The organism is Pseudomonas sp. 2,4-D (genome assembly GCF_030418155.1).
In the GTDB taxonomy this organism is placed as follows: Bacteria; Pseudomonadota; Gammaproteobacteria; order Pseudomonadales; family Pseudomonadaceae; genus Aquipseudomonas; species Aquipseudomonas alloputida.
The window spans coordinates 11185-25368 of sequence record NZ_JAUHUI010000042.1 but is presented as its reverse complement, the minus strand read 5'-3'; the positions used below and the strand labels follow the sequence as shown (position 1 = coordinate 25368).

Genomic DNA, 14184 nt, shown 5'->3' with positions numbered 1-14184 from the left:
GGCAGGGGCGCCTGGCGCCCCCTCTCGATGGCCACGGTACTTAGACCGAAGCATTGATAAAGGCTTCATCCAGCGATTTGGCACGGTGGCGTTCCATGAACTGTCCACCACTGTCAAACGCTTCCAGTCGTTTGTTTGCGAGCATATAAAAGCGCTGGCAGTTTCTCGTGATTTCCTCTGTGTAATGAGAAGATATCAGCACGCTCGCACCTTCCGCGCACGCGCTTTTTATACCGAGCCATATATAATGTCGAAATTCAGGGTCTACGCCAGCCGTTGGCTCGTCAAGAATGATCAAGTCACTGTTTAAAAGCAACAAGGTCAGCGTGAAGTAGCTACGAATTTCACCGTAGCTGCAATTGGCGGCTTTTTTCTTGGCGATTTCTGCATATCGCTTGGACAGTGACGGGGACCATTTGGCTAGTTTCGAGAGAATCTCTGTGTGATCTGGGGAAGCGTTGGGGGTCAGGCTGGTGATAAGCTTGCCCGCTTCGTTCATACGCAGTAATGGGGGCGGTGTAAGGATTTGCGTCAAATAGGCCTGACGCCTGGATAAATTGGAAATGGCACCTTTTGCCGGTTTCTTTATTTTACAGATGAGGTCGAAAAGGGTTGTCTTTCCGGCCCCGTTGTTGCCCAGAATGCCGACCAGTTCCCCCGCTTTTATAGTGAGTTCAATGTCGTTCAGCAGCGGGTTTCCGCTGTATCCGAAGTGAAGGTTGTTTATAGTTAAAATGTCCATCAGTATCGGCTCCATATGGGTTGGATTCTGAAATACCTTCCGGTCAGGTATGTCGAGGCTGCAGAGGCCGAAAGTGCAATCAGGAAACTGCTGAGAAGGGGCATTTCGCCATGGAAGATCTGCGCGCTTAGAAAGAGCGGGTTGATCAGCGTTAGCGCCTGCGAAGCATCGTTGGCTGGGTAACGATGAAGAGTATGCAGGGGGCCAGTGCTGACCAAAGAAGCGATGTGGGCTCCCTCAAGTGCTCAGTGGTCAAGATTTTTGTGATGCTCGTGATTTTTTGTGCGCTGCGGATACAGTGGTTTGGATTCATGAGTAGACCATTTTGGTGTCATGGTTGCGGTGTTATTTGATTTCGCAGTGAGTGTAGAAGCCAATGCCATGAGGGTAATGCCATATTGATTTTCCATGAGTGTCTCCTGGTTGTTGGTGTGGTCTGAAATGTATGGGTATGGAGGTTTAGGCGTTCGGCGGTTTCAAGTCAATCTTTCGGTGGGGATGGCGTGGCTGGACGTGATATTGGAATGTTCGGTTTAAAGCTATTTTTGTGGGAAAATTCTTCAGAATGGTCTTGCTTAAACCTGATAGTGTTTTTTTGGGGTTTATTTTTTCTTCTAATTGTGTAAGAAGTTTCTGTTTTTGATGCTCGAACGCTCTGTTGTGAGCGTCCGAGAGTTCTTTGTTGTGCGTGTGTGTAGGATTTGAATAAGGGAAGCAAGCAAACGATGTTTAACGACAGGGTGTGCCGAATAATTGTTTCTAGATATGTTGAGTGGCAGATTTAAATCTGCGCGAGGTAGATTTGCCCGGCTGGGAGACTTAATGCTTGCGTAAGAACGGCCTGCGCCCAATCACCAATGTGTCTCCACTCCCGATCAGCGTAGGAGCGGGTTTACCCGCGAATACAATGGCGGCGGCAACGGTGAACGGCTGGTGGAAATTGGCCAGCAGGTCCGGCCCTTTCGCGGGTAAACCCGCTCCTACACCCGACCGCGCAGGCCTTGCGATCACGGGCCTGGCGCAAAACCCAGCCGTTAGCGCGAGCCCCGTAGGAGCGGGTTCACCCGCGAACACCGGCGTAGCCGGAGCCATGCCCCGCGTCACCTGCTTCGCGGCGCTCGATCTGTGCCCCACCACATGCACTAGCGCTTGCCAAGAATCTTCCCCAGCATCTCCGGCCGTGGTGCCCCTTGCTGGCTTTGCAGGTTGCCTTGCTCATCCTGATAGAAAATGGCCGGGGTCGCCTGCAACCCCATCTCTTCCATCAACGCCATGTTCGCCGCCAGCTTCTGTTGCACAGCCTCTGGCACCTGTTCCAGCGCCTTCAGGGTGCTGGCCTTGCCGGCCTTCTCATGCTGTTGCAGTGCCTTGGCCGGGTCTTTCGCTGCCAGCAGCGCCGCCGACTTGCCCGGGCTGTCTTCGCGGATGATGCCGACCATGATATGGCGCAACTGCACCTTGCCCGACTCCACCCATGGCCGCGCCTGTTCCCAGAACATGTTGCAGTACGGGCAGTTCGGGTCGCTGAACAGGTACACCTTGCGCGGCGCATCGGCCTTGCCGTCGGCGATCCACGCGGTTTTTTCCATTTTCGCCCAGATTTCCTGGCTCATCGGCGCGTATACCAGCTTTTGCAGCGGCTCGGCGCTCAGGTCTTTGCCCTGTTCGTCGAACAGGCTGCCGACCAGTACATGCTTGCCGTCAGGGGTCAGGTACAGGGCCAGGGCGTTGTTCTGGTACTCGGCGGCATAACCGCGCAGGCCGTTGGGCGCATCGAAGCTGCCCTTGATCACGGCGCCCTTAGCTTGCAGCTGCTGAACCGCCTTGGGCAGTTCTTCGGCCTGCAGGGCAGGGGCGGCCAGCAGGGCCAGGGACAGGGGCAGCAGTGCAGTCAATCGCATGTCAGTTTCCTTGTGCGGCAGGGGCGGGCGCAATGGCCCGGTCGAAAGGTTCCAGGGCGTGGCGCAGGCTGGCCCGGGACAGTTCGCCCAGGTGGCTGCCGACCAGCCGCCCGTTGGCGTCGTAGAACAGGGTGGTGGGCAAGGCCATGGAGCCGACACGCTGGGCCAGCAGGCCGGTGCCGTCGAACAGCACGTGGGTCAGGCTCAGGCCGGTGGTGGCGAGGAAGGTGCTGACGTTTTCCGGGGTCTCGCCCTGGTTGACGAACAGGAAGGTCACGTGCGGGTAAGCGCTTTGTGCCTGTTGCAGCACTGGCATCTCACGCCGACACGGTGGGCACCAGGTGGCCCAGATGTTGATGACCAGCGGCTTGCCGCGGTAGCTGTGCAATGCCACGGCCTGGCCGCCAGCGTTGCGCAGGCTCAGTTCGGGCAGCTCGGTGCCTTTGCTGTACAGGTGGCCACCCAGGCTGGCCAGGCCCCAGAACAGTGCGCCGCTGAACAGCGCCCAGCCTAGCGGGCGGCGCAGGCCGGGGTGGCGCCAGCTTTGCCACAGGGCTCCGAGCACGATGCCGGCAAGGCCCGACCAGAACAGGAAGCCGCCGTCACGGATGTCGATGATTTGCAGGGGGTCGTCCCGGTACATCGGCCAGTAGGCCAGTACGAAGCCGGCGCGGGCACACAGCAGGCCGATCAGGAACAGGTTGAACAGCGCCGATTCCGGGCTCTCGCCACCACGTCGGGCGACCCACCAGCCGACCACGCTGGCGATCACCAGGGCGGTGAGCATCAGCAGGTGGTTGAGGGCCATGGTCAGTGGCCCGAGTGTTACGGTCAGCATCAGCCTTGGCTCCTGGTCTGGATCCAGTGTTGCTGGAACGCTGCTGCGTCCACCTCACCGGTGATGCGCCGCGCGCGGCGTTCTTCGCCTTCCGGGCCGATCCAGATGATGCTGGGCGGGCCGGGTACTTGGTAGCGCTGCAGCAGGGCTTTGCTGGCGGGGCTGTCGGCGGTCACGTCCAGGCGCAGCAGGTGCACGCCGGCCAGGCCGGTCTGCACGTCGCTGCGGGCGAACACCTGTTTTTCCATGACTTTGCACGACACGCACCAGTCGGCATAGTAGTCGAGCATCACCCACTGGCCGCGGGCTTTGGCCGCGTCCAGCTCACGTTGCAGGTCCTCGGGGCGGCTGACGGTGACGAAGCTGTCCTCGGCATGCTGGCCAGCGGCCGCTGTGCTGCCACCCCCGGTGAACGGGCGTAGTGGCTGCCAGAGGTCGTCGCCGCCTGCTGCCGCACCGACCAGCAACAGGCCGCCCCACAGGGCGCCCAACAGCGGTACGGCGCGCAACGCCGGCAGCCGCTGCAGGGCCGGCCAGGCAGCCCAGGCCAGGGCGATCAGCCAGGCGCCGCTCAGTGCCAGCAGCAAGGTAGCAGGCAGCAGGCTGCGCACGGTGTACAGCGCCATGGCCAGGAACACGAAACCGAACACACCCTTGACCCGGTTCATCCACGCACCCGGGCGCGGCAGATAACGGTTGCCCAGGGTTACCAGCAACAGCAGCGGCACGCCCATGCCCAGGCCGAGGCTGAACAGCACCAGCGCGCCTTGCAGTACGTCACCGCTCTGCGCGATGTACAGCAGCGCACCGGCCAACGGCGCAGTCATGCACGGGCCGAGCAACAGGCCGGACAATGCCCCGAGCAGTGCCGCGCCGTACAGGTTGCCGCCACGGGTACCTTGCCCGGCGCGGTCCAGGCGGTCGCGCAGGGCGGCAGGCAGTTGCAGTTCGAAGACGCCGAACATCGGCAGGGCCAGCAGCACGAACAGCCCCGCCAGGCTGCCCAGCAGCCAGGGTTGCTGCAGCCAGGCCTGCAGGCTGGCACCCAGCAGGGCAGCAACCACCCCCAGCCCGGCGTACACCAGGGCCATGCTCAGCACATAGACCCCGGCCAGCAGCCAGCCGCGCCGGGCACTGGCGCCATTGCCCAGCACCAGCCCGGCAAGGATCGGCAGCATCGGCAACGAGCAGGGGGTGAAGGCCAGCAGCAGCCCAAGGCCGAAGAACGCCAGCAGGCTCCAGGCCAGGTGGCCTTGCTGAAGGCCGCTGGCCAGGGCCTGGTCGCTGGCTTGCTCGGCGGCAGGCGTTACGCTGCCACCCAAGTCGATCGAGGTGGTTTGCGGCGGGTAGCACAGACCGGCATCGGCACAGCCCTGCCAGCCCAGGCGCAACTGACCCTGGGCGTTGGCAGGCAATAGCAGTTCAAGCTGGTCGCGGTACACCGCGCTGTCGCCGAAGAACTCGTCGTGATGGTTGAGTGCCGGTGGCAGTTGCGGGTGTTGCTCGGTGGGCAGGCCATCGAACTTCAGGCGCTTCTGGTACAGGTAGTAGCCCGGCTTGATCTGGAAGTACAGGCGCATCTGGCCGTCGGCCTGGCGGTCGTGGGTGAGCACGAAGGCTTGGTCAACCGGCAGGAAGTCTGGTTTCACATCGAACGGGTTGGCTTGCAACGGGCCGGCCAGTAGGAGTGTGAGGAAGAGCAGGAGAACGCGCATGTCTTCGCCTTGGCAGATCTGGGAGTGGGGCCATGCTGACCGGGGTTGATTAAATGAAGGTTAACGCGGGTGTTGGGGTTGGGAGTGGGTCAGGAGTAGTAAGAGTTTGCTCTGGGTTTGCAGGGTCTTCGTTGTTGGATTTTCGAGGGGGGCGGCGTTGGAATTTCGAGGTGTTCGCCGATTTATCTTCAGCGCCTGTGAGATCGAGCGCCGCCCGCGCGGCGCTTCGCGGGTAAACCCGCTCCTACGTTTGTTTCGGGCCAGTCCCTCCTGCACCAGTCGCGCGCGACCGCCTTGTTTGTACGACGCGATATCGAGACATGCGCCAAGGCGGTCGCGCGCAAATCTCACAGGAATAATTGGCCCGAAACAAACGTAGGAGCGGGTTTACCCGCGAAGCGCCGCGCGGGCGGCGCTCGATCTCACAGGCGCTGAAAATCTCCCGGCGAACACCTACCAGGCGCTGAAAATCTCCCGCCAAACACCTACCCGCCAAAGCGCGAATTCCGCCTCTTGCCCTATACACACCGCGACACATTGTCGGCTTGACTTTGCCTCTACCCACCCAATTGCTGTAAAGTTGACGCCAAGGTCAGCTTTTATCAAGCCAGGCCAAGAATCAAAAGAAAGGGCAGGCCCCAACTGCCCAGAGGATCAAGCATGTCCAACCGTGATATTTCTCGGCGCGCCTTCCTGCAAGGCGGCCTGATCGCTGGTGTCGGCGTGACCATGGCGCCACTTGGCAGCCAGGCCTTCGCCGCGTTGATGGAGGAGCGCGTCACCACCTCGCCACAGAAGTGGATGAACCACGACGGCAAGGCGCGTTTCCGTAACGATGCCTTGTCCAAGGTCTGCGGCGACAAAGTGTTCGCGCGCGACATCCGCGCCAAGGACATGCCCGGCTGGCCCGCGCAGCAAGGTCATGCGCTGCTGCTCAAGGCGACCAAGGTCGACCGGATTTACGCCGGCCATGACCTCAGCCTGCTTGGCACCGACCTGCAGCCGGACCGCATCGTCACCGCCGCCGACCTCGAACAGGACGGCATTGCCTGGCCCGAGGCCCATTCGCCCGACCCGCTGCTGCCGCCCGGCAAGGTGCCGATGTTCATCGGCCACCCGGTGGCGATCCTGATCTGGCACGACTTCGAGCGCTTCCGCCAGGCCAAGCGCAAGCTGCAGTTCAATCAGCAGGCGATCCGCTACGGTGCCCAGGCGTCGCTGTACCAGCGCGACCCTTATGGCAGCTTCCGCTTCGTGCGGGTGGGCGGCGCCACGCCGTTCGACGACGATGAGTTCTCCAGCCTGAAGAACTCCATGCTGTTCCCCACCATTCTCAACCGCAAGCCGGTGTGGTCGAAGCAGCCCAACCAGCACGGCGACCTGACCGAGCAGGGGTTGTTCTACGCCAAGCGCATGGCCGAGCAACTGGACAACCCGCCCGAGGACTGGCTGGTGTTTGACGAGCGCTACAAGACGCCGTCCATCGAACCTGCCGCGCTGGAGCCGGACAACGGCAACGGCTGGTATGACCCTGCCACGGGCACGCTGCACTTCGTGGTCGCCACTCAGTGCCCGTTCGAAGTGGCGCAGGAATGCGTGCACATGATCAAACCGTCGCGCTTCGCCCTGAACACGCTGAACATGCACCCGGGGTATACCGTGGGCTATGGCTCAAAAGACAACAATATCTTCGTCTTCTATGCCGCGGTAGCTGCGCTTTACGGCGCCGGCATGCCGATCCGCCTGGCCAACGATCGCTACGAGCAGTTCCAGAGCGGCATCAAGCGCCATGCCTTCGATATCCGCTACCAGTTGGCGGTGGACAAGAAGGACAACAGCTTCAAGATATTCCGCGCCGACATGAGCTGCGACGGCGGCGGGCGCATCAACTACAGCCCGTCGGTGGCCGCAGTGGGCGCCACTGCTGCCCAGTCGATCTATTACATGCCACAGAACGACCTGTCGGTGACCGCCTACTATTCCCGTGGGGTCGAGGCCGGCTCCATGCGCGGTTACGGCACCCTGCAGAGCATGGCGGCCACCGAGATGATGGTGGATGAGATCGCCGGCCGCCTGGGGGTCGATGCCATCGACCTGCGCCGCGCCAACGCGCTGAAATCGGGCATGAAGAACACCCAGGGTGCGGTTCCGGCCGGCGCCCTGCGCCTGTACGAAATCCTCGACAAGGCCGCTGTGCACGAGTGGTGGCGCAACCGCGATGCACGCAAGCAACAGATGGACGCCAAGGACCCGGACCACTGGTACGGCGTCGGCTTCGCCATCTGCCAGAAGGACTTCGGCACAGGCTCCGAGGCGCCGATGGCCAGTGTCGAGTTCAACGCCGATGGCCGCATCAGCCTGCGCCATATCGGCACCGAGCTGGGTACCGGCATGTCCACCTCCCAGGCTTTGGTGATCAGCGATTTCCTCGGCCGTTCGGCCGACGAGGTGAAGACCGCGGTCACCGAATGGCCGGAGCTGCAGCTGACCACCAGCGGCAACCCCTACCTGATCAGTCAGCCCGAACAGGACGCCGCGCTGCGCAACCCGCGCTGGGTCGGCAAGCTGGCGTCGCCATCTTCGGCCACCAACTCGGCCTTCTATTTCAGCCATGCCACCCGCGAAGCGGCGCGTGTGCTGTTCAATCATGGGCTGTGGCCAGCGGCCATGGCGATCTGGAGCCAAGGCCCGCACGGCGGCCAGGCCAACCCGCTGGTGGTGCGCCGCGAAAATGCGGTATGGGTCAACGGTGAGCTGACTGGCAACGGCCTGGCGCCGATTCCGTTTGCCCAGCTGGCGCAGAAGGCCCACGAAATGGGTCTGGTTACTGGCGTGAGCGTGCACGGCTTCAACCGCTGGAGCTGGGCCGAGGCCGACTTTGTCATTGATGGCGTGCGCGAGCGCTTCCCGCTCGATGCCATGGCGGTGAAGTACGGCGATGGTGCGGTGAATGCCAAGAAGGCGCAGATGGGCAGCCATGGCTATCACCTGCTCGACCGGCAGAATGCGGCCTACCCCGACACCCAGCTGAACAACGCCATGGTCACCTACTACAGCCCGGTGGCGACCATCGTCGAGGTCAAGGTCAACAAAGGCACCTTGGAGACGCAGGTGCTCAACCACCACAGTTGGGTCGAGTGTGGCCGGGTGCTGGTGCCGGAACTGGTCAAGGGCCAGCTCGAAGGCGGTATCGCCATGGGCATTGGCCATGCACTGACCGAAGAAATGCCGTTGTACGAGGGTGGCCCCGGGGAGGGCGACTGGAACTTCAACCGCTACCGCCTGCCGCATGCGCGCGATGTGGCGGTGTGGCAGCAGACCAGCGAAATCCTCCCGCCGCTGTCACCGACCGACCCCTCCAAGGGCATCGCCGAAGTGGTGATGATCCCGGTCGTCGGTGCCATCGGCAATGCCGTCGCGCATGCCATCGGCAAGCGCGTGCGCGATCTCCCCATCACCCCAGCCCGTATCAAGGAGGCCCTCAATGGCTAACCGTCCACTGCAACTGACGCTCAATGGTCAACCGGTCGGGCCGGTCGAGGTCCCTGCGGACCTGGCGATGATCGACTACCTGCACGAACACCAGAACCTCACCGGCTCGCGCCTGGGTTGCGGCCAAGGCATCTGCCACGCCTGCGTGGTAATCGTCGACAACCCCGACGGCACCAGCGAAGAAGTGCGCACCTGCATCACCGGTGCGCATTACTTCGAAGGCAAGAAGGTTCGCACCATCGAAGGCCATGCCAAAAAAGACGAGGCCGGCAACCTGACGCTCAACCCGATCCAGCAGAAGTTCGTCGACCTGTTCGCCTTCCAGTGCAGCTACTGCGCACCAGGCTTCGTCAACGCCGCTACCGTGCTGGTGGAAACGGCCCAGCGCCAGCCGTTGAAGAAGAGCGAAGTGGAGGACCGCATCGAGGCCAGCCTCGGTCACCACATCTGCCGCTGCACAGGCTACGTGCGTTACTACGATGCCACCCGCAAGGTGCTCAACGATCTCGGCCTGGTCAAGGAGGGTTGAACATGGGCTTCGTACGTAGCGCCTCGGCGTTGGCCCTCGGGCTGGCTGTCAGTTCGTTTGCCTTGGCGGCCGACGATGCGCAGGTCAAGCGCGGTGAATACCTGGCCCGCGCGGCCGACTGTATGGCCTGCCATACCGCCGAAGGCGGCGCGCCGTATGCGGGCGGCCTGCCGATCCATTCGCCGTTCGGCACCATTTATGGCAGCAATATCACCCCGGACAAACAGTACGGCATCGGCAACTACAGCGCCGACGAGTTCTTCGCCGCAGTCACCGAGGGCAAGCGCAAGGACGGCGCCAACCTTTATCCTGCGATGCCTTACACCTCGTACCACCTGATCAAGCGTGAAGATTCGGACGCGATCCTCGCCTACCTGATGACCATACCGCCGATCAACCGCCCGGCACCGCAGACCGCGCTGCGCTTCCCGTTCAATGTGCGCATGGGGCTCAGCGGCTGGAACATGCTGTATGGCAAGAGCGTGCAACTGCAGCCGACCGAGGGTAAAAGCCCGGCCTGGCAGCGCGGCCAGTACATGGTCGAGGTCATGGGCCATTGTGGCGAATGCCATACCCCGCGCAACGCAATCGGTGCGCTGCAGCAGGACCAACGCCTGAGCGGCGGCCTGCTGGGTGGCTACCTGGCGCCAAGCCTGCTGGCCCAGGACCTGGCCGAGCGCGGCTGGACCCAGCCGGACCTGACCACCTTCCTCAAGCACGGCATCAGCGCCCAGGGCAGCATGTTCAACGAGATGTTCCCGGTGGTGCACCACAGCACCCAGCACCTGGAAGATGCAGACCTTGCGGCCATGGCCACCTACCTGCTGGGCGACCAGCCGCCGCCGGCCAAGGCTATCGAGTCCGTTGCCCTGGAGCAGATGAGCGACAGTGCCAGGCGGGGCCGCCAGCAGTACCTGAACGTCTGCGCCGGTTGCCATGGGGTCGACGGCGAGGGCAAGCCGCACATCGCCGTAGCCATGCGCGGCAACACCGTGCTGCGCCAGGCCGACTCCCGCAATCTGGTCAAGGTGGTTCTCGAAGGCATCCGGGAACAGCAGTTCACCGGCTTCGAGCGCATGCAGCCGATGCCGGGCTTTGCCGACAAGCTTGATGACCAACAGGTGACAGATATGGTCAACTACCTGCGCCAGGCCTGGGGTGGATTGCCCGGCGACCTGAACGTACAGCAGCTCGCCGAGCTGAAGGCGGAGTAAAGCGTGCAGCATCTCGATCTACAGGTGATCCGTCAGGCTTTGCAGTGGTCCTGCAACGGCCAGCGGGTATGGTTGTGCACGGTGCTCGCCACCTATGGCTCGGCGCCGCGTGCGCCGGGTTCGCTGCTGGCGGTGAATGCCAGCGGCCAGTGGCTGGGCTCGCTGTCCGGTGGCTGTGTCGAGGACGACTTTCTCGAACGCGTGGCCCTGGGGGAATTCCCGGAGCCGGTTGCCATCGTGCGTTATGGCGACGGCAGCGACCCGCGTTCGCGCGTTCGCCTGCCGTGTGGCGGTGTGCTTGAAGTACTGGTGGAGAACCTGCCGGTTGAATGCGAGGTGCAGGCGCATCTGCGTGAGCTGGAACGTGCGCTGCTGGGCCAGCGCCGGGTACTGCGTGAGGTGAGCCTGTCTGCGGGTACCCGCCAGCTGCTCGATGACCATAGTCAGGGGCCACGGGTCGAACGGGAAAATGCCCGGGTGCGCTTGCGTGTCGGCGCCGCCCAGCGGCTGCTGCTGGCCGGCTATTCCAGCGTGGCGCATTTTTGCGCCGAATTCGGCAGAGGGCTGGGTTTTGAGGTCATCCTTTGCGAGCCGCGTGACGAAGTACTCGACGGCGTAGTGCTGAATGGCATTGAGGTGCGCCGCGAGCTACCGTCGGAATTCATCGCCAATGGCGGTTGCCATGCCGATACGGCAGTGATGGCATTGACCCATGATCCAAAAATCGATGACCTGGCCATGCTTGAAGCCGTCCGGACCGAAGCGTTCTACATCGGCGTGATGGGCTCCAAGGCCACCTCCGACAAACGTCGCGAACGCTTGCAGCGAATTGGTGGCCTGGGTTGCGACGAGCTGGCGCGCATCCATGCGCCGATTGGCCTGAACCTGGGCAGCAAGACCCCGGCCGAGATCGCCCTGGCGGTACTGGCCGATATCCTTCGTGTGCGCAACGGCATCGAGCGGGCGGCGCTGTGAGCGTGGTTGCGCTGGTGCTGGCGGCGGGGCGCGGCACGCGTTTCGGCGCTGACAAGCGCCGGGCGACCTTGGCGGATGGCCGCAGTTTGCTGGCGCATAGCGCGGAGCGGGCACGGGCGGTGTTTGATGATGTGCGTGTGGTGTTGCGCGCGGGCGAGCAGGGCGGGGATTTCGGTTTGCCTGGCGGTTACCGAGTGATCGTCAGCCCGGATGCGGCAGCGGGCATGGGGCACAGCCTGGCGGCCGGGGTCGGGTCGTTGGGCGACAGCCAGGCACAGGCGGTGGCGATCTTGTTGGGTGATATGCCGTGGATCGAGTTGGCTACCTTGCGCCGCTTGGCCGAGGCTTCCAGCGCTTCGAACATTGTGTTGCCACGCCATGCCGGGCAGCAGGGCCACCCGGTGATTTTTGGGCGCGATTTCTGGCCGGCGCTGGGGCTATTGGCCGGCGATGAAGGGGCGCGGGCGGTGGTGCAGGCGCAGCGGGATTGTTGTGTTGTGGTTGAGGTGGAGGATGCTGGGGTGTTGCTGGATGTGGATACCCCGCAGGGGTTGATGTAGGGCCAAGGTGTTCGCCATAGCGTCCGCGGCGCCTGTGGCAGGTGTTCGCAGATGTCACGACGAACAACCCGGCCCCTCACCACACCCAAGCCGAACCCCCCACCCCCCACAAAAGGTCCATAATCCCCCCTTAATCCGCCCAAGGTGCAATAACAGCCACACCACTCCGGGAGCCCCACCATGCACGTTCTGCTCTGCGAGGACGACGACCTGATCGCCGCCGGCATCTGCGCCGGCCTCACCGCCCAGGGCCTGACTGTGGACCGGGTGGGTAACGCCGCTGCTGCGCGGGCGATGCTGCAGGCCGCGCAGTTCGACGTGATGATTCTCGACCTCGGCCTGCCCGACGAAGATGGCCTCAAGCTGCTGCGCCGCCTGCGCGAAAAAGGCGAGACCCTGCCGGTACTGGTGCTCACCGCCCGCGATGCCGTCACCGATCGTGTCGATGGCCTGCAGGCCGGTGCCGACGATTACCTGCTCAAGCCCTTCGATCTGCGCGAGCTGGCCGCACGCCTGCATACCTTGCTGCGGCGGGTGGCCGGGCGGGCGGTGAACGTGATCGAGCACGGCCCGCTGCGCTATGACCCGAGTAGCTGCGAGGCGACCCTGGCCGGCCAGCATGTCGACCTGTCCCGCCGTGAGCAGGCCCTGCTCCAGGCGCTGCTGCAGAACCCCGGGCGAGTGCTGTCCAGCGAGCAACTGAAAGACTGCGTGTATGGTTTCAGCGACGAAGTCGAGAGCAACGCCCTGAACGTGCACATCCACCACCTGCGGCGCAAGCTGGGTAACGGCATTGTCGAGACCGTGCGGGGCCTGGGCTACCGGCTGGGCCCGGCGCAGGCACCGCAAGAGGCCGCATCATGAGCCTGCGGGTGCGCCTGAGCCTGATCCTCGGCAGTGCCTTCGTGATCATCTGGGCACTGGCCGCCGCGTGGATGCTGCGTGACCTGCGCCAGCAGATGATGTTCTCCCTCGACCAGCGCCTGGTGGCGTCGGCGCGTATGGTCGCCGGGCTGATCGACCAGTTGCCGCAGCCGCTGACTGCCAAGGGCGGGGAGGCGCATTTTTCCGCCGACCAGTTCAGCGTACCGGATGGCATGGCCTGCCAGGTCAGCTCGCTGCGTGGCGAGATCCTCGCCAGCAACCACAAGCACGATGGCGCCATGGACGACGAGCGCAGCGGGTTTCGTGACCAGACCATCGACGATGCGCTTTGGCGCACCTTCACCTACAACCACGGCGATGTGCGCATCACCACGGCCGACCGGCACATGGAGCGCGAGGCGCTGAATCAGTCGATTCTGCTGGCGGCATCGGCGCCGGTATTGATGGCCCTGCTTGGCAGCCTGGGGCTGTTGTGGATCGGCCTTGGCAAGGGCCTGGAGCCGCTCAACCGTATGCGCGATGCCTTGCGCCGCAGGCGTGCGGACAGTGTCGAGCCGCTGCAGGTGGCGGGCATGCCCAGCGAGTTGCAGCCGTTGCTGGAGACCCAGAACCAGCTGTTCCTGCGCATTGCCCAAACCCTCGAGCGTGAGCGGCGCCTGACTGACGATGCCGCGCATGAACTGCGCAGCCCGCTGACCGCGATCAAGACCCACCTGCAGGTGGCGCGCATGACCGACGGTGCAGTGCGCGAGCAGGCGCTGGAGCATGCCGAGCAGGGCACCGACCGCATGCACCGCACGCTTGAGCAGTTGCTGATGCTGGCGCGGGTGGAAGGCAGCCTGTCGTTCGAGGATGGCGTGCAGTGCAGCGCCGAGCAGGTGGCCCGTCAGGCGGTGCAGGATGCCGGCGGCGGCGACAACCGGCGTATCGTGTTGCGTTTGCCAGAGGAGGCGACGCAAATCTACCTGGGGATGCCGGCACCGTTGGCGGTGGCAGCGCTGCGCAACCTGCTGGACAATGCCTTGCGTCATGGCGGCGATGAAGCCGTAGAGCTGGAGGTGCAGATGGCGGACGGCCAGGTGGGCTTCATGGTGCGTGACCATGGGCCAGGCATTGCCGAAGCGGACCTGGAGCACCTGACCGAGCGCTTCTGGCGCAATGGGCAGAGTGGTGGTTGCGGTTTGGGGCTGGCGATTGTGCAGGCGATCGTGCAGCGGTGTGCCGGTAGCCTGCGCTTTGACAGCCGTAGTGACGGCTTGCGGGTCTTGTTGCAGGTACCGGCGCGTCCTGGGCATTGATGTTTATCGCCTGTGCTGGCCTCTTCGCGGGTGAA

At 63.4% G+C, this 14184-nt stretch carries 12 protein-coding genes; 7 read left to right on the top strand and 5 right to left on the bottom strand.

Going from position 1 to position 14184, the window contains the following annotated elements; genetic code table 11:
- Nucleotides 1-40 precede the first annotated feature (40 nt).
- The 5 genes from QYE47_RS22695 to dsbD form a co-directional block, all read right to left on the bottom strand.
- Nucleotides 41-742: an ATP-binding cassette domain-containing protein gene (locus tag QYE47_RS22695; protein ID WP_070383601.1), complete on the bottom strand. Its 702-nt coding sequence runs from the start codon at nucleotides 740-742 to the stop codon at nucleotides 41-43.
- A 245-nt stretch (nucleotides 743-987) separates the two neighbouring features.
- A complete protein-coding gene (locus QYE47_RS22690; RefSeq protein WP_155766697.1) occupies nucleotides 988-1152 on the bottom strand; it encodes a hypothetical protein in 165 nt (54 codons plus the stop codon).
- 732 nt (nucleotides 1153-1884) lie between these two features.
- Nucleotides 1885-2643: a thiol:disulfide interchange protein DsbG gene (gene dsbG, locus QYE47_RS22685; protein ID WP_019437875.1), complete on the bottom strand. Its 759-nt coding sequence runs from the start codon at nucleotides 2641-2643 to the stop codon at nucleotides 1885-1887.
- Between the two features lies 1 nt (nucleotide 2644).
- A complete protein-coding gene (locus tag QYE47_RS22680; RefSeq protein ID WP_014590239.1) occupies nucleotides 2645-3481 on the bottom strand; it encodes a TlpA disulfide reductase family protein in 837 nt (278 codons plus the stop codon).
- Complete coding sequence (gene dsbD / locus QYE47_RS22675; RefSeq protein ID WP_019437874.1) at nucleotides 3481-5196, bottom strand: protein-disulfide reductase DsbD; 1716 nt, start codon at nucleotides 5194-5196, stop codon at nucleotides 3481-3483. The genes QYE47_RS22680 and dsbD overlap by 1 nt, the downstream gene beginning before the upstream one ends.
- A gap of 660 nt (nucleotides 5197-5856) precedes the next feature.
- On the opposite strand from dsbD, the gene QYE47_RS22670 reads away from it, so the two are divergent.
- From QYE47_RS22670 to QYE47_RS22640, 7 genes are all read left to right on the top strand, one after another.
- Nucleotides 5857-8688, top strand: coding sequence for a xanthine dehydrogenase family protein molybdopterin-binding subunit (locus QYE47_RS22670; protein ID WP_070383602.1), 2832 nt, complete (start codon nucleotides 5857-5859; stop codon nucleotides 8686-8688).
- A complete protein-coding gene (locus tag QYE47_RS22665; RefSeq protein ID WP_003254265.1) occupies nucleotides 8681-9217 on the top strand; it encodes a (2Fe-2S)-binding protein in 537 nt (178 codons plus the stop codon). The genes QYE47_RS22670 and QYE47_RS22665 overlap by 8 nt, the downstream gene beginning before the upstream one ends.
- A gap of 2 nt (nucleotides 9218-9219) precedes the next feature.
- Nucleotides 9220-10431, top strand: a complete 1212-nt coding sequence (locus QYE47_RS22660; RefSeq protein ID WP_070383603.1) for a cytochrome c — start codon at nucleotides 9220-9222, stop codon at nucleotides 10429-10431.
- Nucleotides 10432-10434: 3 nt separating this feature from the next.
- Nucleotides 10435-11406, top strand: a complete 972-nt coding sequence (locus QYE47_RS22655) for an XdhC family protein (protein WP_070383604.1) — start codon at nucleotides 10435-10437, stop codon at nucleotides 11404-11406.
- Nucleotides 11403-11966: an NTP transferase domain-containing protein gene (locus QYE47_RS22650; protein WP_014590244.1), complete on the top strand. Its 564-nt coding sequence runs from the start codon at nucleotides 11403-11405 to the stop codon at nucleotides 11964-11966. Before QYE47_RS22655 ends, QYE47_RS22650 begins: the two co-directional genes overlap by 4 nt.
- 180 nt (nucleotides 11967-12146) lie before the next feature.
- The gene (locus QYE47_RS22645) at nucleotides 12147-12830 is read left to right on the top strand and encodes a response regulator transcription factor (protein ID WP_004576176.1); all 684 of its coding nucleotides are present in this window, start codon (nucleotides 12147-12149) and stop codon (nucleotides 12828-12830) included.
- Nucleotides 12827-14149 carry an ATP-binding protein gene (locus QYE47_RS22640; protein WP_014590245.1) on the top strand — a complete coding sequence of 441 codons (1323 nt, stop codon included), beginning with the start codon at nucleotides 12827-12829 and terminating at the stop codon, nucleotides 14147-14149. The genes QYE47_RS22645 and QYE47_RS22640 overlap by 4 nt, the downstream gene beginning before the upstream one ends.
- Nucleotides 14150-14184: the final 35 nt, after the last annotated feature.

Excerpts from the sequence above, each read along its gene's own strand:
- QYE47_RS22665 (WP_003254265.1), top strand. The coding sequence starts at position 8,681 with ATGGCTAACCGTCCACTGCAACTGACGCTCAATGGTCAACCGGTCGGG.
- QYE47_RS22695 (WP_070383601.1), bottom strand. The coding sequence starts at position 742 with ATGGACATTTTAACTATAAACAACCTTCACTTCGGATACAGCGGAAAC.
- dsbD (WP_019437874.1), bottom strand. The coding sequence starts at position 5,196 with ATGCGCGTTCTCCTGCTCTTCCTCACACTCCTACTGGCCGGCCCGTTG.
- QYE47_RS22645 (WP_004576176.1), top strand. The coding sequence starts at position 12,147 with ATGCACGTTCTGCTCTGCGAGGACGACGACCTGATCGCCGCCGGCATC.
- QYE47_RS22680 (WP_014590239.1), bottom strand. The coding sequence starts at position 3,481 with ATGCTGACCGTAACACTCGGGCCACTGACCATGGCCCTCAACCACCTG.
- dsbG (WP_019437875.1), bottom strand. The coding sequence starts at position 2,643 with ATGCGATTGACTGCACTGCTGCCCCTGTCCCTGGCCCTGCTGGCCGCC.
- QYE47_RS22670 (WP_070383602.1), top strand. The coding sequence starts at position 5,857 with ATGTCCAACCGTGATATTTCTCGGCGCGCCTTCCTGCAAGGCGGCCTG.
- QYE47_RS22690 (WP_155766697.1), bottom strand. The coding sequence starts at position 1,152 with ATGGAAAATCAATATGGCATTACCCTCATGGCATTGGCTTCTACACTC.
- QYE47_RS22660 (WP_070383603.1), top strand. The coding sequence starts at position 9,220 with ATGGGCTTCGTACGTAGCGCCTCGGCGTTGGCCCTCGGGCTGGCTGTC.
- QYE47_RS22640 (WP_014590245.1), top strand. The coding sequence starts at position 12,827 with ATGAGCCTGCGGGTGCGCCTGAGCCTGATCCTCGGCAGTGCCTTCGTG.